The sequence below is a fragment of the Orrella sp. 11846 genome, from assembly GCF_048820935.1.
Taxonomy (GTDB): Bacteria; Pseudomonadota; Gammaproteobacteria; order Burkholderiales; family Burkholderiaceae_B; genus Algicoccus.
This window is the reverse complement of the sequence record NZ_JBMERD010000003.1, coordinates 205,454-232,301: the sequence shown is the minus strand read 5'-3', so window position 1 is coordinate 232,301 and position 26,848 is coordinate 205,454. Positions and strand designations below refer to the sequence as shown.

Annotated in this window: 24 protein-coding genes; 14 read left to right on the top strand and 10 right to left on the bottom strand. The window is 49.5% G+C overall.

Annotated features, from left to right (window positions below):
• Positions 1-7: 7 nt before the first annotated feature.
• From ACOI06_RS04040 to ACOI06_RS04030, 3 genes are read right to left on the bottom strand one after another with little or no spacing between them, the layout of a single operon-like run.
• Positions 8-2,290: a xanthine dehydrogenase family protein molybdopterin-binding subunit gene (locus ACOI06_RS04040; RefSeq protein WP_420661228.1), complete on the bottom strand. Its 2,283-nt coding sequence runs from the start codon at positions 2,288-2,290 to the stop codon at positions 8-10.
• Position 2,291: 1 nt separating this feature from the next.
• Positions 2,292-2,768, bottom strand: coding sequence for a (2Fe-2S)-binding protein (locus tag ACOI06_RS04035; protein WP_420661227.1), 477 nt, complete (start codon positions 2,766-2,768; stop codon positions 2,292-2,294).
• Positions 2,761-3,642, bottom strand: a complete 882-nt coding sequence (locus ACOI06_RS04030) for an FAD binding domain-containing protein (RefSeq protein WP_420661226.1) — start codon at positions 3,640-3,642, stop codon at positions 2,761-2,763. Before ACOI06_RS04030 ends, ACOI06_RS04035 begins: the two co-directional genes overlap by 8 nt.
• A gap of 324 nt (positions 3,643-3,966) precedes the next feature.
• On the opposite strand from ACOI06_RS04030, the gene ACOI06_RS04025 reads away from it, so the two are divergent.
• Entirely contained in the window at positions 3,967-5,037 is a 1,071-nt protein-coding gene (locus tag ACOI06_RS04025) for a malate/lactate/ureidoglycolate dehydrogenase (protein WP_420661225.1), read from the top strand.
• 108 nt (positions 5,038-5,145) lie between these two features.
• On the opposite strand, the gene ACOI06_RS04020 is transcribed toward ACOI06_RS04025, so the two are convergent.
• Genes ACOI06_RS04020 through ACOI06_RS04010 form a run of 3 tightly spaced genes read right to left on the bottom strand, consistent with a single transcriptional unit; the run spans position 5,146 to position 7,994 of the window.
• Entirely contained in the window at positions 5,146-6,087 is a 942-nt protein-coding gene (locus tag ACOI06_RS04020; protein WP_420661224.1) for a reductase, read from the bottom strand.
• Positions 6,088-6,108: 21 nt separating this feature from the next.
• Positions 6,109-6,831: an enoyl-CoA hydratase/isomerase family protein gene (locus tag ACOI06_RS04015; protein ID WP_420661223.1), complete on the bottom strand. Its 723-nt coding sequence runs from the start codon at positions 6,829-6,831 to the stop codon at positions 6,109-6,111.
• On the bottom strand, positions 6,828-7,994 hold the full coding sequence (locus tag ACOI06_RS04010; RefSeq protein ID WP_420661222.1) for a CaiB/BaiF CoA transferase family protein: 1,167 nt from the start codon (positions 7,992-7,994) through the stop codon (positions 6,828-6,830). Before ACOI06_RS04010 ends, ACOI06_RS04015 begins: the two co-directional genes overlap by 4 nt.
• A 370-nt stretch (positions 7,995-8,364) precedes the next feature.
• On the opposite strand from ACOI06_RS04010, the gene ACOI06_RS04005 reads away from it, so the two are divergent.
• From ACOI06_RS04005 to ACOI06_RS03985, 5 genes are all read left to right on the top strand, one after another.
• Entirely contained in the window at positions 8,365-8,670 is a 306-nt protein-coding gene (locus ACOI06_RS04005) for a high-potential iron-sulfur protein (protein WP_420661221.1), read from the top strand.
• A gap of 167 nt (positions 8,671-8,837) precedes the next feature.
• Positions 8,838-9,206: a Rap1a/Tai family immunity protein gene (locus ACOI06_RS04000; protein ID WP_420661220.1), complete on the top strand. Its 369-nt coding sequence runs from the start codon at positions 8,838-8,840 to the stop codon at positions 9,204-9,206.
• 40 nt (positions 9,207-9,246) lie between these two features.
• Positions 9,247-9,489 (top strand): glycine zipper domain-containing protein, encoded by a 243-nt coding sequence (locus ACOI06_RS03995; protein WP_420661219.1) that lies wholly within the window; start codon positions 9,247-9,249, stop codon positions 9,487-9,489.
• 225 nt (positions 9,490-9,714) lie between these two features.
• Positions 9,715-11,229 (top strand): CoA-acylating methylmalonate-semialdehyde dehydrogenase, encoded by a 1,515-nt coding sequence (locus ACOI06_RS03990; protein ID WP_420661218.1) that lies wholly within the window; start codon positions 9,715-9,717, stop codon positions 11,227-11,229.
• Positions 11,230-11,324: 95 nt separating this feature from the next.
• Complete coding sequence (locus ACOI06_RS03985; protein WP_420661217.1) at positions 11,325-12,368, top strand: XdhC family protein; 1,044 nt, start codon at positions 11,325-11,327, stop codon at positions 12,366-12,368.
• 164 nt (positions 12,369-12,532) lie between these two features.
• Here the strand turns inward: ACOI06_RS03985 and ACOI06_RS03980 are convergent, their stop codons facing one another.
• The 3 genes from ACOI06_RS03980 to dctP all read right to left on the bottom strand — a co-directional run bounded on the left by ACOI06_RS03980 (position 12,533) and on the right by dctP (position 15,619).
• Positions 12,533-13,837, bottom strand: coding sequence for a TRAP transporter large permease (locus ACOI06_RS03980; protein ID WP_420661216.1), 1,305 nt, complete (start codon positions 13,835-13,837; stop codon positions 12,533-12,535).
• A complete protein-coding gene (locus ACOI06_RS03975; protein WP_420661215.1) occupies positions 13,830-14,459 on the bottom strand; it encodes a TRAP transporter small permease in 630 nt (209 codons plus the stop codon). The genes ACOI06_RS03980 and ACOI06_RS03975 overlap by 8 nt, the downstream gene beginning before the upstream one ends.
• Positions 14,460-14,581: 122 nt before the next feature.
• Positions 14,582-15,619 carry a TRAP transporter substrate-binding protein DctP gene (gene dctP / locus ACOI06_RS03970; RefSeq protein WP_420661214.1) on the bottom strand — a complete coding sequence of 346 codons (1,038 nt, stop codon included), beginning with the start codon at positions 15,617-15,619 and terminating at the stop codon, positions 14,582-14,584.
• A 624-nt stretch (positions 15,620-16,243) separates the two neighbouring features.
• Here dctP and ACOI06_RS03965 point away from each other — a divergent pair.
• The 4 genes from ACOI06_RS03965 to ACOI06_RS03950 all read left to right on the top strand — a co-directional run bounded on the left by ACOI06_RS03965 (position 16,244) and on the right by ACOI06_RS03950 (position 21,292).
• Entirely contained in the window at positions 16,244-17,266 is a 1,023-nt protein-coding gene (locus ACOI06_RS03965) for a glycine betaine ABC transporter substrate-binding protein (protein WP_420661213.1), read from the top strand.
• Positions 17,267-17,338: 72 nt separating this feature from the next.
• Positions 17,339-18,232 (top strand): ABC transporter permease, encoded by an 894-nt coding sequence (locus ACOI06_RS03960; RefSeq protein ID WP_420661212.1) that lies wholly within the window; start codon positions 17,339-17,341, stop codon positions 18,230-18,232.
• Positions 18,222-19,280, top strand: coding sequence for a quaternary amine ABC transporter ATP-binding protein (locus ACOI06_RS03955; RefSeq protein WP_420661211.1), 1,059 nt, complete (start codon positions 18,222-18,224; stop codon positions 19,278-19,280). The genes ACOI06_RS03960 and ACOI06_RS03955 overlap by 11 nt, the downstream gene beginning before the upstream one ends.
• 308 nt (positions 19,281-19,588) lie before the next feature.
• Positions 19,589-21,292 (top strand): DUF262 domain-containing protein, encoded by a 1,704-nt coding sequence (locus ACOI06_RS03950; protein WP_420661210.1) that lies wholly within the window; start codon positions 19,589-19,591, stop codon positions 21,290-21,292.
• Between the two features lie 74 nt (positions 21,293-21,366).
• Here the strand turns inward: ACOI06_RS03950 and tnpA are convergent, their stop codons facing one another.
• Positions 21,367-21,804, bottom strand: coding sequence for an IS200/IS605 family transposase (gene tnpA, locus ACOI06_RS03945; RefSeq protein ID WP_420661209.1), 438 nt, complete (start codon positions 21,802-21,804; stop codon positions 21,367-21,369).
• A 23-nt stretch (positions 21,805-21,827) separates the two neighbouring features.
• Here tnpA and ACOI06_RS03940 point away from each other — a divergent pair, with 23 nt between their 5' ends.
• The 4 genes from ACOI06_RS03940 (at position 21,828) to ACOI06_RS03925 (ending at position 26,833) form a co-directional block, all read left to right on the top strand.
• Complete coding sequence (locus ACOI06_RS03940; RefSeq protein ID WP_420661208.1) at positions 21,828-23,180, top strand: IS200/IS605 family accessory protein TnpB-related protein; 1,353 nt, start codon at positions 21,828-21,830, stop codon at positions 23,178-23,180.
• A 164-nt stretch (positions 23,181-23,344) separates the two neighbouring features.
• Positions 23,345-24,139, top strand: coding sequence for an SDR family NAD(P)-dependent oxidoreductase (locus ACOI06_RS03935; protein ID WP_420661207.1), 795 nt, complete (start codon positions 23,345-23,347; stop codon positions 24,137-24,139).
• Positions 24,140-24,316: 177 nt separating this feature from the next.
• Positions 24,317-25,600 (top strand): O-acetylhomoserine aminocarboxypropyltransferase/cysteine synthase family protein, encoded by a 1,284-nt coding sequence (locus ACOI06_RS03930; RefSeq protein WP_420661206.1) that lies wholly within the window; start codon positions 24,317-24,319, stop codon positions 25,598-25,600.
• A gap of 162 nt (positions 25,601-25,762) precedes the next feature.
• Positions 25,763-26,833, top strand: coding sequence for a glycosyltransferase family 9 protein (locus tag ACOI06_RS03925; RefSeq protein WP_420661205.1), 1,071 nt, complete (start codon positions 25,763-25,765; stop codon positions 26,831-26,833).
• The last annotated feature ends 15 nt before the right edge of the window (positions 26,834-26,848 follow it).

Here is a 26,848-nt window from a genome sequence, read left to right as displayed (position 1 = left end):
CTAAACATTAGTCCTCATCCTCTGGATCCAGCGCTTCCAACAAATTCGGTGGTGACATGGGCAGCTGGCACATGCGCACACCGGTGGCTTGTCGGATGGCATTGGCAATCGCCCCCATCACAGGCACGATATTAACCTCACCTGCACCTTTCACACCAAACGGATGGTTAGGGTTGGGCACCTCCACGATCACTGCCTCAATCATCGGCAAATCGGATGCCACGGGCATCCTGTAATCCAAGAACCCGGCGTTTTCTAGATGACCATTGTCGTTATAGATGTACTCTTCATTGAGCGCCCAACCAATGCCTTGCGTCACACCACCATGAATCTGCCCTTCAACATAGGCAGGATGAATGGCGCGGCCCACGTCTTGAGCCGCCACATAACGTAGGATTTTGACGGCACCCGTTTCCGGATCGACTTCCACATCACAAAACTGTGTCGAAAACCCAGGCGCCTGACCTGATGCATTAATGGCCCACTGCACCCCAATGGGTCCACCGGTTCTAGCACGCGTAGCTGCAAGTCTGGCAAGCGACAAGGTCTCTCCCTGTTTCTCATGCGCACCGACTAGACGCGCCTGACCACGTTCCCACTCCACATCGTCAACCGACACATTCCATAACTGAGCGGCGCGGACACGCAAGTCTTCAATCAGCAACTCACTGGCTTGCGTCATGGCCATCCCTGTCGCGTAGGTAACCCGCGAACCACCTGTCACATGGTTGTAAGAGACGGCTGCTGTACTGGCAACCGTTGAACGAACTTTTTCGTACGGAATACCCAACGTTTCAGCCACCATCATGGCCATCGAAGCCCGTGAACCGCCAATGTCCATACTACCCGATGCGATGGTGACTGAGCCATCATCACCCACCTGAATTGAAACCGCCGACTCACCACCGCCATTGAACCAGAAACCCGAGGCAACACCACGACCCTGATTGGGTCCTAGGGGTGCGTGATAGTCTGGATGGCGCATTAAAGCCTCAACCGTTTGCCGCATGCCTTCATGCTGATGAGGTCCCCAGAGAGAGGGCGATCCGATACTGATCGAATTCTTAAGACGAATTTCTAACGGATCCAAACCAATCTTACGGGCCAACTCATCAACCACCGACTCCACCGCAAAAGCCACAATCGGTGATCCCGGAGCACGGTAAGCAACCACTTTCGGGCGGTTACACACTACGTCATAACCCACCACATGGACGTTCTGAATGTCGTACATTGAAAACGCGCACTGAGAGGCGTTCAACACTGGCGAACCCGGAAAAGCCCCTGCCTGATATTTCAGCTCAGCTTGGGCTGCCACAATTTTGCCATCACGTGTTACACCCATGCGTACGGTCATGGCAGAACCCGAGGTCGGACCTGTCGCATTAAACACTTCTTCACGGGTCATGACCATTTTGACGGGATGACCTGACATTTTGGACAACATGGCCGCCACAGGTTCCACATACACAATGGTTTTGCCACCAAATCCGCCACCAATTTCTGCGGGATGAATCACCAAATCACTGACGGACATACCCAACAAACGCGCAGTCAGCGTCCTCGCTGCAAAGTGGCCCTGTGTGGCTGACCAGATTTCACACTGTCCATCACTGCCATAACGAGCCAGACAAGCATGGGGCTCGATATAGCCCTGGTGCACAGGAGCGGTCTTGAACTTCATTTCAACCACTTCGTGCGCTTGCGCAAATCCGTCTTCGACATTGCCCAAGGTATATTCACAGCGACGCGCCACGTTTGAAGGTGCCGCCGGCTCGGGCTCTACACCTCGGGTTCGCATGTCTTCAAACAACAATGGCGCACCCGGCTCCATCGCTTTTTCCACATCGATGACATGCGGTAAAACCTCATATTGCACGTCAATCAGCTCCAAAGCCTGTTCAGCAATCTTCTGCGAGACTGCCGCCACAGCCGCAACCGGATGACCCGCAAATAACGCCTTCTCACGCGCCATCGTATTGCGCTGCATATGCCAGAAATTCATCTGCGTACGCTCAGGCCCAAGATACTTAAAGGTTTGTTCAGGCAGGTCCGCGCCTGTCATCACGGCTTTGACGCCCTGCAAAGCGAGTGCGCGCGAGGTATCGATACTGAGAATACGAGCATGGGCATGCGGTGAGCGCAAAATCTTACCCCACAGCATCCCCGGTAAAATGTAATCCGCACCGTATTGAGCTAGACCCACGACTTTGGGCACACCGTCTGGACGAACCGGACGTGTGCCAATCACATCAAATGTTTTCTTTTCAGTGACGGTTTTTTTCAGCATCTTAGGCTCCTCGCATTTCTCGGGCTGCATCCATCACAGCCTCGATGATTTTGTTGTAGCCAGTACACCGGCACAGATTTCCAGCCAACCAGTAACGCACTTCGGTTTCGGTTGGATCAGGGTTACGTTCGAGTAGGGTTTTTGCTGCAATCAAAATCCCGGGTGTACAGATTCCGCACTGCAAGGCGGCATGCTCTAAAATTTTTTGTTGCAGAGGATGCAATTGCTCACCACGCGCCATGCCTTCAATAGTTTCGATGGATTTATCCTGAGCTTCCACACCCAACACCAAACAGGCACACACCATCGTGTCATTCAAGCGCACCGTACAGGCGCCACAGTCTCCGGTCGCACAGCCCTCCTTGGTACCCGTCATATTCAATGAATTGCGCAAGACATCGAGAAGCGTTTGATCTGTTTCACATAAAAACTCAACGCGCTCGCCGTTGAGTGTTGTGCTCACATGTTGCTTAGCCATTGTTCAGTTTCTCCTGTGCACGTTGTAATGCCAGACGAGCACTGCGTTGTGCCATCACCCCAGCCAGTTTGGTTCTAAAGGCTGCGGTACCTCGTTTATCGGTAATAGGACGTGCCGCTCGGCGAGCCGCCAGTGCCAGCATTTCAAGGACGGCGTCATCCACCGTCGTCCCAATTAGAATTTCAGCCGCTTCTGGAAGCACAATCGCGGTTTTGGCCACCGCACCCAGGCAGACTTTGGCATCGGTACAAATCCCCTGTGCGTTGAGCGTCAGACTCACACCAGCACCTACAACAGCAATATCCATTTCAGTTCTTGGTGTAAAACGTAAATACGCCATACCATTGCCGGGTGCCGGTTTCGGTAAAAACAAAGCCACCAACAGCTCATCATCGGCCAAAGATGTTTGCCCGGGTGCTTGCGGAATGGCTTCAACTGGCACTTGTCGACGTCCATTCGGTCCAGCAATGATGGCTTGTGCACCCGCAGCAATTAACGCTGGCACACTGTCAGCCGCCGGCGAGGCATTACAGAGATTACCCGTCATCGTGGCGCGTCCACGCACCTGAAATGAGCCAATTAAATTTGCCGCTTGCGCCACACCTGGGTAAGTATTCTTAAACTCAGGATGGTCAAGTAGCGCCAAACAGGATACTGCCGCACCGATCTTCAAACCATCCGCTTGTACTTCAATTTGTGATAATTCGCGGATCTTTTTAATATCGATCATCACATCGGGCTGGATTCGGCGCGAACGCATCTGCACCAGCACATCAGTGCCACCAGCCAGCAAACGTGGCTGTCGAGCCTGCCGCAGAAGATGGATGGCCTGCTCAATTGAGTCGGGCGCTTCATACCTGACACTTAACGTCATCTTAGTCCCCTGAATCTGAATCATCCGAACCAGACATATCGGTTCTTTTTTTTAAATCATTAATTTGATCTACATGACCAATACTTTGATTCTATGACACAGAATCTGTTTTATGTGCGACCTTTTGAACATGGTTTGACCAAAACGCGTGCAAAGCCTCGTCATTTAGGGCGAGGAGGATATCAATTAGATCAGACATCACATCGAAATTTGGATAAAAAACTGGGAATGAGGACGCCACTGTTGTACGCTGACGGCATTGAAATGTCTGCAATACATTTAACAACAACCGCCTGTTTCACGCCCGTCACGGAACCTCTAAATATGCAAACCCATGTTTTCAAATCCGATTCTTTAACCCGCGCCATGCAAGAACTGGTTCGGGGTTATGGCAGCGATCCACGCGAAGTGGATCTAGTCACGAGCAATTTAATTGAAGCCAACCTCACCGGTCACGATTCACACGGAGTGGGTATGCTGCCGCGTTACACCGAGTCCTTTCTGGAAGGCGGGCTAATTCCGAACGCACATATCCAAACACGTCTTGACCACCAAACCCTATTGGCTCTAGATGGTTGCAGCGGTTTTGGGCAGGTCGTCGGACATGAAGCCATGGAAGAAGCCATGGCTCGCGCCAAACAATATGGCAGTTGCATCATGGCTTTATCCAATGCCCATCATTTGTGTCGAATTGGCGCTTGGGCAGAGATGGCCATACAAAACAATCTAATTTCAATTCATTTTGTGAATGTGCTCTCTGATCCCGCTGTTGCGGCCTGGGACGGCAGCGATGCCCGCTTTGGCACCAACCCCTTTTGTGTTGGCATTCCTCTCGAAGGTCACGAGCCTGTGATTTTGGACTTTGCCACCAGCGTCATTGCCAAAGGCAAAGCCCGTGTTGCACACAACAAAGGTGAATCTTTACCACCTGGCCAACTCATTGACCATGAGGGCAATCCCACGACCGATCCCGTTCACGCCATTCGTGCCCCATTCGGTGCGCTTCGTGCATTTGGTGAGCACAAAGGTTGGGGGCTGGCCTTAGTTTGTGAACTTTTAGGGGGCGCACTGGCGGGCGGACTCACAGTCCATGAATATCCCACCGGCCGCCGTGTGGGTAACGGCATGCTGACGATTGTGATTGATCCCAATAAACTCTCACCAGGATCGGTCTTTGTCGATGAAGCCATGGCCTTTATCGACTGGGTCAAACAATCCCCCGCTGCCCCTAACAGTGAGGGTGTCAAAATCGCTGGAGAGCCAGAGCGTCAAACTCGCATTAAACGCTTAAGAGATGGTATTCCCGTCGATGATAACTCCTGGCAAGAGATCCTACGTGCAGCAGCTAGCCTGAATGTGGATCCACAATTGATTGATCGCCTTGCCCGAGAGTAAGCGGGAATCAACGTTGGCATCAGTGTAGAAACTAAGGTACACATAAGCAGCTGTCAGTCACACCAATTGGTCTGGTGTGACTGACGACTACTTGTATTGGCTTGTGTATTAATTTAAAGCGCAAGCCGGTGCAGGCGGCTCTTTGCCTTTGAGTCGAGCAATTTCTGCTTTGGCTTCATCGGCCTGTGCACGCAATTTTGCCATTTCTTCTGGACTGGTACGATCTGGATTGGAGTAATCCAGCTTCCAGTCAGCATCGTCAGACCAACGTTGAGGCGACTGTACAGTCGTGCGAGGTGCAAACGCCCGTTCCAATAGTGTTAAAGCCATCTCCAGCGTTTCTTGCTGTGACGCTTCATCATGCGGTTTGCCTGCGGCATTGCCCAAAGGGAAGTCACTAAACAAAAAGCGCGGCACGCCACAATACTCTGGAATGTCCTTTGCGCACCCCATAATCACGGTCGAAATTCCATGCGCTTCCAAATGACGTGCAATCAAACTCAAAGTTTGGTGGCAAACCGGGCAATTGGCGACCAGTACCACGGCATCAATCCCATCCTCACGGCAGAGTTCGAGAATTCGTGGGCAATCTGATTCCAAAGTTTGACGCTGACTACGATTGGTAGGCGCACCATAAAATCGAGGGCCTAATTCAAACACCTCTTGCTCTGCGAGTGCACGCATTTTAGGGAGCGGAAACCAACTATTGGCATCGGTCATTGGGCCATGTTGGCGATCAATCGCCACATGTACAATCCGCACGTCATGATCCTCGGAAGTCGAACCAGTGTATACCTCATAGAACTTGGCTTTCGCGTTATACGGCGCCTGAGGCGACTGATCCCCATGCTCTGGATTAAAGGGTGCAGCTGTCGTGATTAAAGCCACGCGGTTTTGCGCCAAAGGTTTTTGTAATGTTGTGAAAGGCACATCTAAATAATGCGCCCAACGATAAGGATTGTCATAGCCAAGTGCCAAATACCAAGCACGCGTTCTGGCCATATAGCTCACCGGCTGATCAGCCTCGGGCGCAAAATCCATCGTATCCATGTTGTCTCCCCCTTATTCTTTTTAAGCGCCTTGTCGGTATGCAGCAATCCGATCTTTAACACCGGGCCGAACCACTGATAAAACCAACTGAGCCAAATCCTCATTGGATTCAGTCTGCCCCAATACGCGATACAAATCGGCACGCGTCTGGGGAGCTAACGCTAGTGCTGCTTCGCGCAAACCTTGAATCGCCTGTGTCAATTTCTCTGGCGCCGCCACGGCATTGGCCATTCCGAGCTTCAAGGCTTCTTGCACATCGACGGTCGCGGCCACTTCTTGAATATTTCTCGCCGCCTCTTGTCCAATACGTTCGCCCAAACGACGCGTTCCCAGCACCAGCCCAAACTTCAAACCTGGCATCCGAAACGTTGACTCAGGCGCAGCCACACGACGCTGGCAGGACATGAATAAATCAACACCTGCCCCGAAGTTTTTACCCTGTGCATAGGCGAGTGTTGCCATCGGACTGGCATACAGTTTCTGTAACAACAATTCAATGCGCACAAACCGCAGCAGCAAATCGCCTTCACTGACCGTATCAAAATCAGAGAAATCAAAACCCGCACAAAAACTCCTGCCCGCGCCTTGTAAAACCAGCGAAGAGGCCTGCGCAGCATGGGCTCGATCGAGTGCATCAGATAACGCTAGCACCAGTTCGTCATTCAATGCATTACGTTTATCGGGACGATTCAATGTCAGTGTCCAGTGACCTTGATCGACAGACTCTAATAAGACGCCACTCATGATTGCGCTCCATCGGCATCGGTCAGACCCGCAAACACCTCGTCATTATGCTCACCCAGCGCAGGTGGACGCAGACGAATCGGGGCTGATTCACCATTAAATCGAACGGGAGACCCAAAAGTGCGAGTTTGCACGCCATTGGGTAATGTCAGCGGCTGCACCCACTCCATATGTTCAACCTGTTCATCAGCCAGCACTTCGGAATATGTATTGATGGGCGCGCAAGGTACACCTGCCTCACGGAATCGAGCTAGCCAAGTGTTGGCATCTTCTTTCAGAAACTCAGCTTCCAAAATGTCGCGCAAGGCAACCTGATTGGCAGCACGAAGCGTCGGACTGGTAAAGCGCTCATCCTCTAACAACTCCGGCATCTTGACGACACCACACACGGATGTCCAAAGCGCGTTGTTACCAGCAGCCATACCGAAGTAGCCACCTTGACAACGAAAGGCTTGATACGGCGCATTACGAGGGTGTGCAGAACCTAATGGCGCCGGATCTTTGCCGCTGCCAAAAAATTCGGATGTTTGTAAAGCGGCAATGCCAAGCGTTGCACCCAGCATCGGCACATCAATGTGGATACCTTCACCTTGTTGCTCAACCTGACGCAGTGCGCAAGTAATTGCATAAGCCGCATACAAACCCGCGCTAAAGTCAGCCAATGGCACACCACACTTCACCGGCGGGCTGTCGGGCTCACCCGTAATGCTCATGATGCCGCTCATCGCCTGAACGGTTAAGTCAAAGCCACCTTCACTGGCACGTGGACCAGTTTGTCCATACGCAGAAATCGAGGCCATCACAAGCTTCGGATTCACTTTTTTAAGGGCGTCAAAATCAATGCCCAAACGTGCCATCACGCCTGGACGATTGTTTTCTAATAAAACATCGGCATCTTTAATGAGCGCTCGGAATTTTTTCAAATCACCCTCGTCTTTCAGATTCAATGTGACAGAGCGCTTATTGCGATTCAGTGACGCAAAGTTCTCACTGTAACCATCCGAAATGGGTGGCCAACTACGCAGCGTATCCCCACCACTGGGATTTTCTACTTTAATCACATCGGCGCCCATGTCTGCCAGTAACATGCCGCAAAACGGTCCAGCCGCCACGTTGCAGAGTTCAATGACGCGCACACCTTCCAGCGCAAGTTTGGTTTGCATAAAAACAGATTCCTTACACGAAGAATGAAAAGACAGGTTGAATCATCTGATCCATTCTAAGCAACCGGCGTACCTGCGCAAACTATCCGATGTTTTTGTTAATAAAAACATGCAGACCCAGCCAGCTCTGATGTTCTGAATCATACAAATAACACGAATGATTCTCAGTTAAAACAAAATAATCAGGATTAGTAGGTTTAATGAAAAATTTCGTGTCTAATGAGTACAGAGCCTTGAGATATATCAAACATTTTTATAATTACAAACAACATAAAGTGTTATCTATCGAAATGCTCAAGTATTATGAGTGACATATAGGAACCACTTTAAATCGTTCCGCCCTATTGTTAGCCTAGAAAAGGAAATCAAAATGAGCACGAATCGTCGCCAGTTCATGAAAGTCTCTGCAATCAGTGTTGCCGCCCTGGCCGGCAGCAAGGTCGCTTACGCACAGCCCATGGTCGCAGAAACCGATCCTCAAGCCATTGCTCTGGGTTACAAAACGGATGCCACCACTGTCGACAAGGCCAAGTTCCCCAAATATCAGGCTGGTCAGGACTGTGCGACCTGTCAGTTGTACACCGCCAAATCTGACAAAGATGGTACCTGTACGATCTTCCCCGGAAAAATGGTGGCTAGCACTGGTTGGTGTAACCTCTGGGTTAAACGCCCTTAATACACTAGATAATTACATCCACGCACAAACGCACTGATGTAAGATGTGGTTACAACCATCGTAATCACCAGTAAAGCCAATCGTGATCATCATGGTTGGCTTCATTTATTTTACGCATTCAATCGCAGTTGCAGTTTCACTATTCAACCACATTGATGGAGTTCCCGATGAAATCTTTCATTTATGCAGCAGGACTGTCTCTGTGTCTGGTGGGTCTGGCACAGGCCGATCAAAAAACCCCAGACTTCGTGAGCACACAAGCTTTCCTTGAAACCTGCAGTGCGAAGGCATCACAGGCTGAGCGAGCATTTTGCTTCGGCTATGCGCAAGGTGTGTACGAAACTTATGTCGTGAGCCGCCACTCAAAAAGAAATCCGCATTTTATTTGTATCGAAGATAAAACGCTCAGCCGCACTCAAGTCTTATCAAACTTTACAAAATGGGTGGATGCCAATCCTCAGCTCAAAGAAAAAACAGCTTCTGACGCCTTATTGCGTTACCTCAGAGCCACCTATCCTTGCAAAACCAAGCGATAAGACCTAGGCAATTTAATCCTAAACTTAGTTGGAGATTCTCATGACGACTTATAAACGTGTTTTGATTGCATTGCCTGTCGCTGCTTTATTTGCGCTGGGCGGATGCACCAACATGTCTTCATCGCAACAATCCACCTTGTCCGGTGGTGCCATCGGTGCAGCCACAGGTGCTGGCATTTCTGCCATTACAGGTGGTGATGCCATTTGGGGTGCCATTGGGGGTGCCGCAGTGGGTTCACTGGGCGGATACATTTACGACCGAGCCGAAGATAAGAAAAAATAATCCTACTCTTACTTAGCAGACGATTAAGTGGCCTGTGCTGTTGCACACGCCAACAAATCAGACCACTTTCGCTGCTTCGAACTTCACAAGCATTCAACAACTTCGCGACCATCCCCTGTTGCACGTAGTGCAATCCATCGCTCCTGATGTTTGTTCTTGTATTATGAACAGATTGTTCTGATATACAAAACCCCTGAATAAAACGTTGACATAAGGAGACAGGCAATGACCTCTACGACTTCCCCGATCAATAGAATCGGACATTGGATTGATGGCCAGATTTACAGCGATCCACAAAGCCGCACACAGGCCATTTACAACCCCGCCACAGGTGAAGTCAGTGGTCAAGTTGAAATCGCCAGCGAACAAACCGTTCAAAAAGCCATTGCCAGCGCTCAAAAAGCTTTCAAAGGTTGGGCGGCGACTCCCGCATTGCGTCGGGCACGCGTCTTACACAACTACCTCAATCTGTTGAATGAAAACCTCGACAAGCTTGCTGCACTGATTACCGCCGAACATGGCAAGGTGTTTTCTGATGCACAAGGCGAAGTCATGCGCGGCATTGAAATTGTCGAATTTGCTTGTGGTGCCCCACAATTGCTAAAAGGCGACTATACCGAGCAAGTCTCCACCAACATTGACAACTGGACGGTTCGCCAGCCACTAGGGGTCGTCGCAGGCATTACGCCCTTTAACTTTCCGTGCATGGTACCTATGTGGATGTTTCCGATGGCATTGGCATGTGGTAACAGCTTCATTCTCAAACCGAGCGAGCGCGATCCGTCCGCTTCACTCCTCATGGCCAGCCTACTTAAGGAAGCCGGATTACCTGATGGTGTTTTTAACGTAATTCAGGGTGATAAGGTGGCCGTGGATACGCTGATTGATGCTCCCGAAGTTCAGGCGCTGAGCTTTGTAGGGTCCACTCCGATTGCCCAAGCCATCTACACACGTTCAGCCAACCAAGGTAAACGTGTACAAGCCTTGGGTGGCGCCAAAAACCACATGGTCGTTCTGCCCGATGCCAATCTAGATGCCGCTGTAGACGGTTTGATTGGTGCGGCATATGGTTCTGCTGGCGAACGCTGCATGGCCATTTCTGTGGCCGTGCTGGTCGGCAACATTGGGGACCGTGTAGTCGAGCGCTTAAAAGAACGCGCGCTCGCCCTCAAAATCGGTGATGGCATGGATGATCGCAGTGAAATGGGACCTGTCATTACCCGCGAGGCACTGGAACGTATCCACAGCTATATTCAAAGCGGCGTGGATCAGGGCGCAACATTAGTTGTTGATGGTCGAGATGTCACAGTGCCTGATCACGAAAACGGCTTCTTTACCGGCGGCACGCTGTTTGATCACGTGACACCTGAGATGACGATTTATCAGGAAGAAATCTTTGGACCTGTGCTGGCTTGCGTACGTTGCAAAACCTTAGAAGAAGCGATCGAACTGATTAATGCACATGCCTATGGCAATGGGGTAGCTCTGTACACCAGTGATGGCCATAGCGCTCGCGAATTCGGTCGACATATTCAGGTCGGTATGGTGGGTATTAACGTTCCCATCCCCGTTCCGATGGCTTGGCACGGCTTTGGTGGCTGGAAAAAGAGCCTTTTTGGCGACATGCATGCGTATGGTGAGGAAGGTGTTCGTTTCTACACCAAACAAAAATCCATCATGCAGCGTTGGCCCGAAACCATTGCAGCTGGCGCAGACTTTGCGATGCCTACAACCAAATAATTCTTGACAAAAAGAGACAAAACGCTCAGAAACGATTATCGTAATGCTGAGTAGTTTGTCTCTGTTTGACATTCGAATTTAAGGGGAAGCGACGCATGGAAAACATAGATCTGATCGTTTTAAAGCGCCTACAAGCATGGCGAGCCAGTGACTTGCGCGCCATGCTTGTGACAGTCACCCGCACTTGGGGCTCCTCACCACGCCCTATCGGATCGATTATGGCTATGGCAGAAAACGGTCAAGTGGTTGGATCGGTTTCTGGTGGCTGTATCGAAGACGACTTAATCGCATCCTTTACACGCAGAGATCCACAAACTGGGCACACTGAACGCCAGATGGAAGGCTTACCAAAAACTTTACGTTACGGTATTAAAGCTGACGAAGCACATCGCTTTGGACTGCCCTGTGGTGGTACGTTAGAACTGGTGCTGGAATTCAACCCAGATGCAGATCAACTCCTTGAACTTATAGAGCAACTCGATCAGGGCACGCTCGTGCTGCGACAGCTAGATCTGCAGACCGGTGAAAGTGCTCTTGAAACCACGCAAACTGTACAAAGCCTCAAACTAAACGAACAGACCCTACAAAACTGCTTTGGTCCAAGTTATCGAATGCTGTTGATTGGCGCAGGTCAATTGGCAGAATATGTGGCAACCATGGCCATTTTTAATGGATTCACAGTCACCGTTTGTGATCCTCGACAAGAATATGCAGCGGGTTGGAGCACCACCAACATCACCCAAATGAGCGACTGGCCTGATGATGCAGTCAGACTCTTCAAACCAGATCGTCGCACCTGTATTGTGGCGCTCACACATGACCCTAAACTGGACGATGCAGCGCTCATGGAAGCCTTGGAAACTGAGGCTTTCTATATTGGTGCAATTGGCTCCAGAGCCAATAGTGAAGCGCGTCGACAGCGCATGATCGAGCATTTCGATATCACGCCTGAATCACTCGAAAGACTACGCGGCCCCGTCGGGCTTTACATCGGCAGCAAAACACCACCTGAGATTGCGGTGAGCATCATGGCAGAAATTTTAGCAGTCAAAAACGGCGTGGCCTTAAGCAAAGACCAAGACGTGGCACATGCTAAAGCGATCCAAGAGTCAAAAAACATCTTTGAGCATTCCGCTTAAAACTTAACTGCTGATTCTTGATCCTCACCACTTGAGGCTTAATATTCAGCATTTGACTCTTAAGATTCAGTTTTTAAAGCTCTATAAACACACAGGAATCCCGAAGGATCCCTGTGTGTTTATGTACAACTTTAAAGGCAAAGGTTAAAGCTATTCTTCAAAACTTACTTCATGTTCATCAAGTGAGGCAGGAAGGTCACGATTTCTGGGAAAGAGACCAGAATCGCAATCACAATCACCTCAGCGATAAAGAACGGTGCAATGCCTTTAAAGACATCATTGAGCGGAATATCTGGCCGCACCCCATTCACCACAAAGCAGTTCAAACCAATTGGTGGCGTAATCAAACAAACCTCAGCCATCTTCACGGCAATGATCCCAAACCAGATTGGGTCGTAGCCCAACGCGGTCACAGCGGGATACACAACCGGTAAGGTCAGCATTAGCATCCCGATCGCGTCCATGAACATCCCGAGAATCACATAGAAGATCAGAATACCAATCAAAATCCAGATGGGTTCCACAGGTAGGGCCACAATCCAGCGAGCAAAGGCATCGGGCAATCCCGCAAAACCTAAGAACCGCACAAAGACTAAAACCCCCCAAATGATCGAGAAAATCATCACAGTCAGCTTAGCTGTTTCCATCAGCGCATCATTGAGCTGTTTGGTGCGCATGCCTTTGGTCAAAGCCACAACAAAGATCACCCCTGCACCCAGTGCACCTGCTTCTGTGGGTGTGGCCCAGCCTTCATACATCGCAGTAAAGATGATGACGATGACCAGCACCGTTGGGAAAGTACCCGGCAATGATTTAGTCCGCTCTTTCCAGGTAAAGCCGCGAATCGGTTTACCAAGCTCTGGCTTAATGGCAACCATCACAACAATAATCGCCATGTACACTAAGGCAGTCACAATCCCTGGCAAGAAACCCGCAACCAGCAAAGCCCCCACCGATTGCTCCACGATAATGGCGTACAACACCAAAATCGCGCTCGGCGGAATCAAGGCTGCCAGCGTTCCACCTGCAGCCACCACACCTGCGGCAAGCTTGGGACTATAGCCAGACTTCAGCATATCGGGAATGGCAATTCGTGCAAACACTGCCGCTGTGGCTGTACTGGCACCTGACACGGCTGCAAACCCTGTTGCCGCGACCACAGTCGCGACTGCAAGCCCACCGGGCAGCCACCCTAGCCACTTCCGGCCGGCATCAAACAGCGCCTCCGTAATCCCAGCGTGAAAGGCCAGATAACCAATTAAAATAAACATGGGCAGAACGCTCAAAGAATAAGACGTCCCTTTTGAGTGAGGAATCGAACCGGCCATTCCCAACCCAGATTCCCAACCAATCATGGAGACCAAACCCAGCGTTCCGACTAAAGCAGCCGCCAAATAGACTCGCATCCCTAAAAACACCAACACCACTAAGGCGATGATGCCGATCACACCAATCGTCAAACTATCCATTTTTATCGCCCTTTTTTGATGCTTCAATTTGTTGCAAAGCCTGCTCTTCTTCGCTGTACACCAGCGGCACAACCACAGGCGTGGCATTCGGATGCAAAACTAGGCGCCAATATCCGATACTCTGGATCAATAAGCGCAAGAACAACAGCACAAACGAGATCGGCACAACCAGTTTGGAAGGCCAGAATGGATACTCCATATCAATCGTGCTATCGCCGCTCTCATACGAACGAACAAAGTGTTCCCAACTGAAATAAATCAGAATACCAATGAGGAACAAGGGGATAAATGTGGTTATAAATTCAACCACCCAACGCATGCGACCCTTCATCAAACGGACAAACAAATCCATACGCACGTGCCCGTCCAGTCGCTGACAATAAGCAATGCCCATAAAGACAAAAGTCGCCATCAACAACTCAACCATGTCGATGTAACCATCGAGTTGACTGTCAAACAGCTGACGCCCTAGAACCTGAACGACCCCCAGTCCCATCAGGATTGAAATCGCGATCGCAGCGATCAGATCAAACAAATCTTCCGCTTTTGCAAGCCATCGGTCAGCCCACAATAAACCTTCCGGCCCTTGCTGCTCAGACGGTGATGTATTTTGTATTTGCATAAGACAACTCTATGAGGTGAAACAGGCGGCTTGCCGGTTGACACCGGCAAGTCGCTCAAGGACAAAGAAGTCCTTTTTTGCTGCAAAGCATGGAACTGATTCAAAAAAATGATCAGTTTTTCTTATTTTCCTTGAGCCTTGGCAGTTTCAAGAATCACATCGATGAGCTCTTGGCCATCAAAACGTTTCTTGTTGGCCTCAATCCACTCATCCCAGACAGGCTTAGCCGCAATCTTACGGAACTCTTCGAGCTGCTCTGGGCTATATTTCACCTCAATGAGCTGCTCACGGAATTCAGGTAAGTTCTTTTTATCGATTTCTTGATAAGCCTTGGCCTGCACTTCATAGACTTCATCGAGCAGATCTTTAGTCAACTGCTGATACTGAGGTGGGAGTTTATTGAAGGCGGTTTTACTGAAGACCAGTGGGCAAGCGGAAGTACCAGGGGCCATGTTGGAGGTAAACCACTTAGACACTTCAGGCAGTCGATAAGCTGCGTGTGAGTATGTGTACGGGAAGGAAGCTGCATCCATCGTGCCACGATCCATCGAGGTGTAAACCTCGGTTGCCGTGGTTGTGGTTTTTCTGGCACCTAGTTTGACCATGGCATCACCTAAGCCACCACCGGCACGCACACGCTTGCCTTCCCAGTCTTCCAGTTTATGTGGCGGTTCACCCACACCCATAAACTCATACTGGGGCATCAGGGCACCGGCATACACGAAAGCATCCCACATATCCATGTCTTTTTGCAGTGCTGGATGTGCAAAAAGCTTCTTACGTGCTTCAACGTTCACGTCCCAATCACCCAAAGGCAGGAAGGGCAATGAGAACACCATAAAAGCTGGGTTTTTTCCAGGGTGGTAGAAGTTGCAGAAGTATGCGCCTTCGACTGCACCCATCTTCACGCTGTCCAGGTTCTCACGGTCTTTTGAAAACTGTTCACCATAACCAATCGTGATATTGAACTTACCGTCTGTTTTCTCTTTCACCTTTTGAGCCAGATATTCACCACCAGCCGTAAATGCACGTGGGTTACCCCACACTGAAATTCGCCAGTTCACCTCCGGGCCATCCACTTCTGCAGCATAGGTGGGCACTGCTGCCAATGTAAATCCTGCGGCTAACGCGCCAACCAAAAGTTTTTGGGCATTTCTCATTATCTAGTCTCCTACTTATTGTGAAATCCAAGAATCACGCAAAATCTCGTGTGATTACTGTGATCTTGACGGGTACAGAACGGACATCATCCAGCCCACTTTCTGATCAACGATCAACAGGCATGGGCTGATTACTGAAAAATCCTAGCATTACGAATGACTCCGCATTAGTGGGGAAATCCCTTGAAGCCGCAAAACTCATTGTCTGAAAATGCGTCAAACCCTACATCCACAAGCACTTACGAAAAAGCAATTGAAATTAAAAATTTTAAAATTTCGAGGTTTGCAAATTTTTTTACATGCGTTACCCTAAATAAGGTCAACAACCAATACAAGTCAAAAATTCAGACAGACAAGCCAACAAACCAGATCGTGCTGTTTTGAATCACGGGGTTTGAACCGCCTCTTTCTGAGGTCTCATTCAGATTTGCTTTTTGCTTTTTCTGCTTCTTTGCACTTTTGCAGTCATTTCCATTAAAGCATTGCCCGCTTCCACTCAGCACACGCTAATCTGACCGTACGAGGTCGTTCAACACCCGCACGCAGCCTTGCTATTTGCAATGCGATTTTTCCTGTCAAACCGGAGAAAGTCTGTAACGGCTCTGTCATGAATTCATTTCAATCATGAAAAAATCAAAAACCATGCACAAAACTCTGCTCGCCATTTCGGCCGCAGCGCTGGGCACATTGACACAATCTGCAATGGCAGCTGATTGTGGGGAAGTCAGTATCGCCGAGATGAACTGGCCTACTGCACAACTGGCAGCCCATGTAGACCGCTTTATTCTTGAGCACGGTTATGGCTGTGACGCACATATTGTGCCGGGTGACACAGTCCCCACAGCAACCTCCATGTCAGAGAAAGCACGTCCGGATATTGCACCCGAAATGTGGATGAACATGGTGCAAGAGCCTTTACAAAAAGCCGTCGATGCTGGACGCCTCGTAATTGCGGGAGACATTCTTGAAAACCCAGCAGAAAACGCGGGTGAAGGCTGGTGGATTCCACAATACATGCTCGATAAAAATCCAGAACTCGCCACCATTGAAGGCATTAAAAAGCATCCTGAGTTGTTTGCAGACCCCGAGAATCCGGGTCGTGCTTACATGCTGGGTTGCCCTTCAGGTTGGACCTGTCAGATTGCGACAGATAATCTGTACAGAGCATTCAAGATGGATGATGCAGGTTTTAACCTTGTCGACCCTGGTTCTGGTGCCGCCATGGCAGGCGCCATTGGTCGCGCTTACAACCGAGGCGAAGGCCTCTTGACATACTACTGGGCACCCACATCCGTGTTGGCTCGATATGACATGGCCAGAGTTGACTTCGAAGTCGACCATGATCCCGAGTCATACGATGCCTGCATTTCACAGGCGGATTGCCCCAACCCAGCCCCAAACAATTTTCCTGTCAGCGAAATTAAAACCGTTGTGGCCACCTCATTTAGCAACAACAACCCTGAAGTCATGACTTACCTTAAAAACCGTGTCTGGCGTGGTCAGGATTACAACGAAATGTTGATGTTCATGGAAGACACCCAAGCCGATGGTGAAGTGGCCGCCGAAGAGTTCTTCAACAACTACGAAGATTCATGGCGCGCTTGGTTGCCAGAAGATGTTGCGCAACGCGTCAAGGATGCGCTGTAAGACAAGACAGTCCGGGCGGTGCGGTTTGCTCTTGAGCACCGCACCGCATTTTGTCGGCTTTTGGAAACACATATGATTTGGTCCAACAAATTCCCCCAAATTAATAGTCAAACACTACGTGAATTATCACGCTCCATCGATCAGAGCTACTTACAGTTCTCGCGCGAATATGGGGATTTCATTGAAAGTCTTTTTAATCCCCTGCTTCATTTTTTAGTCTGGTTTGAAAAACTCTTACTAACCAATCCGTGGTGGGTCGTTATTGTGGCTGTCGCAGCCATTAGTTATCTCGCAGCACGCAGCTGGAAACTGACGACAGGCGTCGTCATTGCATTGGGCGTCATCGGCTTATTTGGCATGTGGGACAACACCATGCGCACCATGGCCATGATTATTGTCTGCGCCCTCTTATCAATCATCGTCGGGATTCCGATCGGCATTGTGATGGCCCGTTCAGAGCGAGCCAAAAATGCAATTCTGCCAGTTCTAGACGTCATGCAAACCATGCCCAGCTTCGTTTACCTGATTCCGGTCGTCATGTTGTTAGGCATTGGGCGCATCCCCGGTTTAATCGCTGTTGTGATTTATGCCATTTCACCAGTGATTCGTTTAACCAACCTAGGCATCCGTTTAGTTGACAAAGAAGTTCTGGAAGCCGCTGATGCTTTTGGTGCAAGCCGTTTACAAAAACTACTGCGTGTGCAACTCCCGTTAGCACTTCCAAACATCATGGCTGGTATTAACCAAACCATCATGATGGCATTGGCTATGGTTGTGATCGCCTCCATGATTGGCGTACGAGGTTTGGGACAACCTGTCCTACAAGCCGTGACCAACCAGTATTTCGCACTGGGTCTCTTTAATGGCGCAGCCGTCGTCATTCTCGCAATCATCTTTGACCGTATCACGCAAAGCTTTGGTCGACGTTTACAGCGTCATCAACAAGGAGGTGAACATGTCAGCTGACATCATCATTTCAATTCGTCACCTCTACAAAGTCTTTGGGCGACATCCGCAACGAGCCATGAAGATGTTGCGCGAAGGCTTGAGCAAAGAAGAAATTCTGGAAAAAACAGGCCATGTGGTGGGCTTAAGCGATGTGAATCTAGAGATGGAGCGTCACAAGATTCAAGTTGTGATGGGACTCTCAGGTTCTGGAAAATCTACGCTGATTCGTCATTTAAACCGTCTGATTGCCCCCACGGAAGGAGAAATCCTTGTCGATGGTGACGATGTGTTAAAGATGGATGACAACGCATTACGAGATTTTCGGCGTTTTAAGATTTCTATGGTGTTTCAACGGTTTGCACTCTTTCCACACCGCACGATCCTAGAAAACATTGGTTATGGCCTTGAAAACCAAGGGCTCGCAAAAAACCGCATCCGCGATATCAGCATGCAATGGCTAGAACGAGTCGGACTCACTGGATTTGAAACACACTATCCAACCCAACTGTCTGGTGGCATGCAACAACGAGTCGGGTTGGCCAGAGCTTTAGCGACCGATGCAGACATTTTGCTGATGGATGAGGCTTTTTCTGCGTTAGATCCGCTCATTCGCACAGAAATGCAAAACATCTTGCTAGACCTTCAAAACGAACTCCAAAAAACCATCGTGTTTATTACGCACGATCTCGATGAAGCTTTACGCATCGGAGAAAACATCGCGATTTTGCGTGATGGGGTGATTGTTCAAAACGATGTTCCACAGAACATTCTCCTCAATCCTGCAGACAGCTATGTCGCCAGCTTTATGAAAGACATTAACCGTGCACGGGTTCTGCAGGTTCAATCCGTAATGAGTGCGGCACGTCCAGAAGATACCGGCCCACGCGTTCGTGGCACCACAACCATTGAAACCGCACTGCAAATCTTTGCCGAAAGTAGCAGCGATCATTTGATTGTGGTGAATCGTCAAGATGAAGCCATCGGCCACTTGAATGTAGAAGACATGATTCGTGGCATGCGACGCCCTTCACAAACGGATATTGCACAGGCAGATGCAAGCGTCTAACAGTCAAACCACGCCAACCTGAAATCATTTCAGACGGACGAGCACAGGCCATCTTAGCAACCTAATCTTGATGGCCTGTGCCTTATATCTAACTCACCCTCTAGCAGTCATCGAATTGGCTTTAGATACCTAATCGAGTGGGTCTAAATTGATATAGCAAGCCTGCACCTTCGCTGTTACTATTGAAGCCAACACGAACTAAGCAACTTAGACAAAATCCTGAGATAAAGCGCCTGACAGATAGCTCAAGCATTCCTGTGTAGTTTTTGTGCATTTATTTTGTCGAACCGCTATGCAAGAAAATCGCAATGAATTTCAATACGAGTAACAATACTTTCAGGCAGTTATTAGGTAACGGTTTAATCTACCGTGTGCCACCTTTTCAGCGCGATTATTCTTGGACTGAAGATGAGTGGGACGATCTCTGGCAAGACATCACAGCCCTTTATGAAGACGAAGGCGAGCCTGCACACTATATGGGCTACCTCGTCCTTCAATCCTCTGACAACAAACGTTTCGACATTATCGATGGACAACAACGCATCACGACAATCAGCGTGATGATTTTGGCGGGTCTGTCCTACTTGAAAGATCTCATTGCTTACGATCTAGATGCCGAGAATAATCAGCGCAGAAAAGAACAATTCCAAAACAGTTATATCGGTTATGTTGACCCAGTTTCGCTCATTCCACGCGCAAAACTTGAACTCAATCGTCACAACAACAAGTTTTACCAAACCTATCTCGTGCCACTGGAAGTTCTGCCACAGCGCAATTTAAATGCATCTGAGCATCAATTGCGCAAAGCTTTCCACTGGTTTAAAGAACGCATTTCGCAGCGTTTCGAACGCACGACAGATAGCGGACAACAGTTTGCCGCCATGCTGGATTCATTGGTCGACAAACTATTTTTCACCGTGATAACCGTTACAGACGAGCTCAACGCATTCAAAGTCTTTGAAACCTTAAATGCCCGTGGCGTACGTCTTTCTGCAACTGATTTATTGAAAAACTATCTATTTTCAGTCATCAGTAGTGGCGAATTGCACGACATAGAGATCCGTGCGCTTGAAGATCGTTGGGAACGGATTGTGGGTTTACTTGGAAGCGAAAGTTTCCCTGAATTTTTGCGCATTTATTGGAATAGCCGACACCGCTTAGTTCGTAAATCTGATCTCTTTAAAACAATCCGACGGCATGTCACCACAAGAGAAGAGGCTTTTTCGCTGGTTAGAGAACTCGATTATTCAGCTGAGGTTTATGCGGTATTGCGTGATCCTATGCACAGGGACTGGCATTTGGAAGAACGTGAAGCCTTGCAGCAACTTCTTATGTTTAATGTCCGCCAACCTCTGGCAATGCTTATGACCTGCTATCGGCATTTTTACGAACATCAACGTGAAAATTTCAGGCGGATTCTACGCGCCATTTCAGTCGTCTCACTACGCTATAACGTCATTTGCGGACTACCAAGTCACGAACAAGAGAGGGTCTACAACAGCATTGCGCGCAAATTAACGATTGGCGAACACACCGATATTCATGCCGTCTTCTCTGCACTGCAGGAGGTTTATCCCAAAGATCCGGTTTTTAAGGCTGCATTTACAACAAAAACACTAAAAACAACGAATAGTCGCAACAAAAAAGTCGTACGCTACATTCTTTTCGCATTGGAAAAACAACGCTCTGGCCAATGCTTTGATTTTGAAAGTAGCCGCTATAACCTTGAACATATTCTTCCTGAACATCCATCTGAAGATTGGAATTACATGGATGAAACGCAGCAAGATCGTTGCATCTATCGATTAGGCAATATGACACCGCTAGAAGCAGATACAAATAGAGATCTAGGTAACGGTAGCTTCCAAAGCAAAATCACAGCATATCGAGAGAGTCAATTTCAAATCACACGAAGCGTGGCAGAAAAATACACATCGTGGGATGAGAGCAAAATAGAGGCACGCCAACGAAGCATGGCAGATTTGGCGGTAACTATCTGGAAAATTCAATAAATCAATTGTTCTTGGTCTTCAAATCTTGAGCAAACCAGCCGCGCATCCTACGCCCGTATGCGCAGCATCGTGCGCTAGTCAAGCGGCTTAACCATTTTGCGTGGATCATCCTGATTCTCGATGTAACGCAGCAAGGTTTCGATATTTGCCCGGCTGCCAACACTGATCAGGGCGTAAGCACTGTTCCAGAAGTACGGTTTCCAGTAAAATGGGGCCAACTCCGCTGCGAACTCTTTACGCATGTGCCGGGCTGATACGGATTTCAGGCTGCGCACCAGGTCGGACGGTTTGACTGTCGGCGGTGCTTCAAACAGCAGGTGAACATGATCGGCCTCACCGCCAAACTCCACCATTTCACAGCGCCATTTGATCAGCAGGTCACGCATCAGGCTATCAAGCCTGTTCAGCATGGGTGCCGACAGACATTTATGCCTATACTTCATTGACAGAACCAAATGGTAATAAAGTCTGTATGCACTATGACTGCTGGTTCTTAGTGTTGCGTTATTCATATTGATCATCCAAAATATCAATCATGAATAAGGCAATGATACGCACTGACAAGTGGCCACTGCAAGCCACCGCTCAGCAAAAAGAGCTGATGCGCCTGACTCTCCACGAGTACAGGGCGTTTTGTCGTGCTGTGTCTATTATCATCCTGAATAATTGGCCGGCGCTTTGCCAGGCAGATAGCTTTTGCGCAGCAACTGAGCGCCTGATTCACCCGACCGCAAAAAATCCTGAAACTCGACACACCTATTTCCAAAAGCGCTTCTACAAGTTCCCATCGTATTTGCGCCGCGCTGCGATCGAGTTCGCCAAGGGGCAGGTTTCGTCCTATCTGACGCGCTACGCAGCCTGGCAACGAGGCGAGCGCAAAAGCCGAACCGCCAAGCCACCCGTCTTCAATGCAGACTCTGGCTGTTATCCGGCTATGTACCGTGGGCAGCTGTTCAAGTTTAACGAGGACTACACTCGCGCATACCTGAAGCTGTGGGATGGTAAAGAATGGTTGTGGCATGAGATGGGAATCAAGAAGGTGCGTCAACGCCACCTTCAAAACACCATACAATCGCCCAGCCTGATCGTCGGCAAACACTGCCATCTGTCGGTACCATTCAGCATCAAGAAAGTTTCACTCCCTTCCAGTGAGCATATCTGTTCCGTGGATGTCGGCATCAACACGCTGGCCGTTGCCAGCATCGTTTCCAAAAACGGCACTGTCGCTGCACGGAGATTTTTTCATCCGGCAGCGGACATAGACCGTCGCGATAAGTGCTGCACCCTGATCCGGGCAAAGGCACGCAAAACAGCCAAGCTCTCGCAAGGCTTTTGTAGCACCCTGTACCGCAAGGTGCGGCATTATAACGAGCATATTGCTCAAACTGTTTCTAGACAGCTGGTGAACTTCGCCCTTGAACAGGGCGCGGACGTCATTGTTTTGGAAAACCTCAAAGGATGGCGACCAAAGGCTGTGGCCAAACGCTCAAGCATGAAACAGCGCTTTCACGCATGGACTCATCGCCGGCTTGCCACGCTTATCGAGCAAAAGTTCACCGAGGTGGGCGGCAAGGTGGTTTACGTGTATGCCCGTGGCACATCCTCATGGGCCTTTGACGGCTCTGGCCGCGTTAAGCGCAATCCAAAGCAGTACGAACTGGTCACGTTCGCCAGTGGCAAGCAATACAACGCCGACCTGAATGCCAGCTACAACATTGGTGCCCGTTACTGGGCATGGAAACTCAAGCTGACCCACCGAAAGGATGGGCAGTTGCCAGCAGACAGAAGCTCTGCCGGCAAACCGAGAATACCGGTCACGCTCTCAACCCTTTGGAATAACTCCAAAGGTCATCGCGGAGCGAGAAGCCCCTTATCATGCGCAGCATGATGAGAGGGTGTATTCACACTGCCACAATCACAATACAAATTAGCCAGACATGACTCAGACTATGGAGACGACGTAAAACCACTTGCGCGCAGTTCATCCTCACAGGCATGATAAGCACCATCACAATTTAAAAGTAAGCACGACATTCCTTCAGGAGGATTGATATGTTAGATCTTCAGGGCAAAGTCGCCTTGGTGACTGGTTGCGGAACCCGCGAACAAGGCTGGGGCAACGGAAAAGCCATCGCCGCTTTATTGGCTCGACAAGGTGCCAAAGTCTTTGGTGTTGATTTACAGCTTGATGCAGCTCAGGTCACAGCAGACATCATTCGCGAAGAAGGGGGTGAAGCCGAAGTGATGGCGTGCGATGTGACGGATACTGAACAAGTTCAGGCCATGATCAAAGCCTGCATGGATCGCTTTGGACGTATCGATATTCTGGTCAATAACGTCGGACGTTCTGAACCAGGCGGACCAGTCGAACTGACTGAAGAGGTTTGGCAAGATCAGCTTGATCTAAACGTCTCATCAGCCTACCTCACATCTAAATACGTTTTGCCGATCATGGAAGAACAAGGCTCTGGATCGATCGTCAACATTTCCTCTGTAGCCGGATTGCGCTACATCGGCAAACCCCAAGTTGGTTACGCAGCGGGTAAGGCTGCCCTCATGCAGTTCACAAAAACCACAGCGGTCATCTACGCAAACCGAGGCATTCGTCTGAATTGTGTCGCACCCGGCCTAATGTTTACACCTCTTGTCGAGCGATTGGCCAACAAATATGCAGGGGGTGATTACGATGCCTTTGTGGCACACCGCCACCAACAGGTTCCCATGGGTAAGATGGGCGATGCTTGGGATGTCGCCAATGCCGTTTTATTCCTTGCCAGCGATGAAGCCCGCTACATTACGGGACAAACACTCGTAGTCGACGGGGGGATTACCAGCGCCACGCCCTAAAATCGCGTCACAATCTCTGAGAATTTCACTCAGGATTATTGATTAATTCACAGCCATCCGTGTGATGGCTGTTTCTTTGTGCATCTAACTTCTGAGCATATTTCCAAAAATTATTTGGAAACGCTTCAATATGCCGATATAGTGACATGTGTTTAAAATCTACCGATGGAGTCATGAATGAAATTTGAGACTTTGGCTGTACATGCAGGTTACTCGCCTGAACCGACCACCAAATCAGTCGCCACACCCATTTATCAGACTGTTGCCTATGCGTTTGACAGTGCCCAGCATGGTGCCGATCTCTTTGATTTAAAAGTACCTGGTAATATCTACACTCGGATCACCAACCCAAGTTGTGATGCACTTGAGCAACGTGTTGCAGCACTCGAAGGTGGTATCGCAGCCCTGTCGGTGGCTTCTGGCATGACCGCCATCACATACGCCATCCAAACCATCGCAGAAGCAGGCGACAACATCATCTCAGCCAGCACCCTGTATGGCGGGACATACAACCTCTTTGCGCACACCTTCCCACAACAAGGGATTGAAGTGCGATTTGCTGATGCACGCGATCCCGCGAGCTTTGCACAACACATTGATGAGCGCACCAAAGCCATTTTCTGTGAATCCATCGGCAACCCCTTAGGCAACGTCACAGATATCGCTGCACTTGCTGAAATTGCCCATTCCCATGGTTTGCCACTCATTGTGGACAACACCGTACCCAGCCCCTATTTGCTGCGTCCGATTGAGCATGGCGCTGACATCGTGGTTCATGCCCTCACCAAATACATGGGTGGTCACGGAACGACCCTGGCTGGCGCAATTATCGACAGTGGCAACTTCCCATGGGCTGAACACAAAGAACGTTTCAAACGTCTGAACGAACCCGACGTCAGCTATCACGGCGTGGTCTACACCGAAGCCTTGGGCAAAGCCGCTTACATTGGTCGTGCTCGTGTAGTGCCACTGCGCAACACCGGGGGTGCCCTTTCGCCGTTTAATGCGTTCCAAATCATGCAAGGGATTGAAACACTGCCCTTGCGCATGGATCGTATCTGCGAAAACGCACAGGCCTTGGCACAATTCTTGCAAGATCATCCGAAAGTCGAATCGGTTCAGTACGCTGGTTTGCCAAACCACCCCGACCACGAATTGGTGCAACGTCAAATGAATGGCAAAGCCTCTGGCATCTTGTCCTTTAATCTGAAAGAGACCTCCGATGACGCCCGTGCCGCTGGCGCCCGCTTCTTGGATGGTCTGAAACTTTTCACACGCTTGGTCAACATCGGTGACAACAAGTCACTGGCGACACACCCAGCTTCCACAACACACCGTCAGCTCAATCCGGAAGAGCTGGCACTCGCAGGTGTCAGTGAAGGCATGGTTCGTTTGTCCATCGGTATTGAAAACATCGAAGACCTGAAAGCCGATCTGGCTCAAGCGCTTGAGAACGTTTAATCGTTCATAAAAAACAGTGCGGGCACACCTTCGGGTCGTGCCCGTTGTTTTTTATGCGTCCTTCTTCATAAACCTCCCCATCAAATCGCCCAAAACCCCTGCCTTACGATAAGATCGGGCTTCAGTCTTCTCTTTACTCTTTTTGCTAAGGCTCGTTGTCACATGCCATTGAGCAATTTCTTACGGCGCTTGGATCGTCTGCGCCGCCGCTCCACATTGGGTTTAGCAACTCGCCTCAACCGCTGGTTGGGTCACAGTCGACATCTCACCGAGACACGTTTACCGAACGAAGATGTCCGACAAATCCTCGTTGTTCGCAACAACAAGCGAATCGGCAATATGTATTTTTTGTTGCCTTTTATCCGCGAAGTCAGACACGCTTACCCCAATGCCCAGATTGATCTCATGATCATCCATCAAGGACAAAGTCGTATCTTTTTGAATTTAGGTTTACGACACACCTTTGTGTCGCAGTTTGCGTTTGCAACATTTTTACCGTTCCTCAAAACGATGCGTAAGGTGCGACATAACGTCTACGACCTGTTGCTCATGCCACATAACTCGGCCAGTGACACACTAATTTGCGCATTTATTCATGCACGCAACAAAGTCGCTTTCCATGATGGCAAGACAGTGGGTGTATTTCGGCATGCGATCCAACAAACACCTGCTTCACACCATGCTGCCCTATCACCACTCACAATCTTAAGTGCATTGGGTCATTCGGTGGGCCAAGTCTCACACACGATTGAATTCACCGAACGAGAGCAAGAAAAAGCCTGGCAGACCGTGAGCATCCTTCAAGCGGATGCACCTTGGTGTTTTGCGTATTTCCGAGGTGCTCGGGGTAACAAGATTATTGATGATGCAACTTGGCACACAATTCGTCAGAAGTTTGATGAAGCGACTCATCACAATACCCAATGGGTTGAGATCCTCAGTCCAGATATCACGACCCCGTTGACACCGGAAACAGTCACTTTTGCGAGTGCTGATTTACGTGAGCTCGGCGCCGTGCTCAGCGCGATGGATTTATTTGTCTGTGGCGATACCGGCCCACTGCATTTGGCCGATGCGGCCAATGCTCGCTGTGTCGGCCTTTATACCGCCACCAGTCCCATCCATTACGGTGTACTCAATGATAAAAGTATCAATGTGACCGACATAGACAACCTTGATGCGCAAGCGATTGTGCGGCAAATCACAGATTCTCGTGCTTCAAACAACACATGACAACCTCACTGACCG

Excerpts from the sequence above, each read along its gene's own strand:
- ACOI06_RS04000 (WP_420661220.1), top strand. The coding sequence starts at position 8,838 with ATGAAATCTTTCATTTATGCAGCAGGACTGTCTCTGTGTCTGGTGGGT.
- ACOI06_RS04040 (WP_420661228.1), bottom strand. The coding sequence starts at position 2,290 with ATGCTGAAAAAAACCGTCACTGAAAAGAAAACATTTGATGTGATTGGC.
- ACOI06_RS03935 (WP_420661207.1), top strand. The coding sequence starts at position 23,345 with ATGTTAGATCTTCAGGGCAAAGTCGCCTTGGTGACTGGTTGCGGAACC.
- tnpA (WP_420661209.1), bottom strand. The coding sequence starts at position 21,804 with ATGAATAACGCAACACTAAGAACCAGCAGTCATAGTGCATACAGACTT.
- ACOI06_RS03950 (WP_420661210.1), top strand. The coding sequence starts at position 19,589 with ATGAATTTCAATACGAGTAACAATACTTTCAGGCAGTTATTAGGTAAC.
- ACOI06_RS03980 (WP_420661216.1), bottom strand. The coding sequence starts at position 13,837 with ATGGATAGTTTGACGATTGGTGTGATCGGCATCATCGCCTTAGTGGTG.
- ACOI06_RS04010 (WP_420661222.1), bottom strand. The coding sequence starts at position 7,994 with ATGCAAACCAAACTTGCGCTGGAAGGTGTGCGCGTCATTGAACTCTGC.
- ACOI06_RS03965 (WP_420661213.1), top strand. The coding sequence starts at position 16,244 with ATGAAAAAATCAAAAACCATGCACAAAACTCTGCTCGCCATTTCGGCC.
- ACOI06_RS03995 (WP_420661219.1), top strand. The coding sequence starts at position 9,247 with ATGACGACTTATAAACGTGTTTTGATTGCATTGCCTGTCGCTGCTTTA.
- ACOI06_RS04005 (WP_420661221.1), top strand. The coding sequence starts at position 8,365 with ATGAGCACGAATCGTCGCCAGTTCATGAAAGTCTCTGCAATCAGTGTT.
- ACOI06_RS03925 (WP_420661205.1), top strand. The coding sequence starts at position 25,763 with ATGCCATTGAGCAATTTCTTACGGCGCTTGGATCGTCTGCGCCGCCGC.
- ACOI06_RS03930 (WP_420661206.1), top strand. The coding sequence starts at position 24,317 with ATGAAATTTGAGACTTTGGCTGTACATGCAGGTTACTCGCCTGAACCG.
- ACOI06_RS04030 (WP_420661226.1), bottom strand. The coding sequence starts at position 3,642 with ATGACGTTAAGTGTCAGGTATGAAGCGCCCGACTCAATTGAGCAGGCC.
- ACOI06_RS03940 (WP_420661208.1), top strand. The coding sequence starts at position 21,828 with ATGAATAAGGCAATGATACGCACTGACAAGTGGCCACTGCAAGCCACC.
- ACOI06_RS03960 (WP_420661212.1), top strand. The coding sequence starts at position 17,339 with ATGATTTGGTCCAACAAATTCCCCCAAATTAATAGTCAAACACTACGT.
- ACOI06_RS03975 (WP_420661215.1), bottom strand. The coding sequence starts at position 14,459 with ATGCAAATACAAAATACATCACCGTCTGAGCAGCAAGGGCCGGAAGGT.
- ACOI06_RS03985 (WP_420661217.1), top strand. The coding sequence starts at position 11,325 with ATGGAAAACATAGATCTGATCGTTTTAAAGCGCCTACAAGCATGGCGA.
- ACOI06_RS03990 (WP_420661218.1), top strand. The coding sequence starts at position 9,715 with ATGACCTCTACGACTTCCCCGATCAATAGAATCGGACATTGGATTGAT.
- ACOI06_RS04025 (WP_420661225.1), top strand. The coding sequence starts at position 3,967 with ATGCAAACCCATGTTTTCAAATCCGATTCTTTAACCCGCGCCATGCAA.
- ACOI06_RS03955 (WP_420661211.1), top strand. The coding sequence starts at position 18,222 with ATGTCAGCTGACATCATCATTTCAATTCGTCACCTCTACAAAGTCTTT.
- ACOI06_RS04015 (WP_420661223.1), bottom strand. The coding sequence starts at position 6,831 with ATGAGTGGCGTCTTATTAGAGTCTGTCGATCAAGGTCACTGGACACTG.
- dctP (WP_420661214.1), bottom strand. The coding sequence starts at position 15,619 with ATGAGAAATGCCCAAAAACTTTTGGTTGGCGCGTTAGCCGCAGGATTT.
- ACOI06_RS04020 (WP_420661224.1), bottom strand. The coding sequence starts at position 6,087 with ATGGATACGATGGATTTTGCGCCCGAGGCTGATCAGCCGGTGAGCTAT.
- ACOI06_RS04035 (WP_420661227.1), bottom strand. The coding sequence starts at position 2,768 with ATGGCTAAGCAACATGTGAGCACAACACTCAACGGCGAGCGCGTTGAG.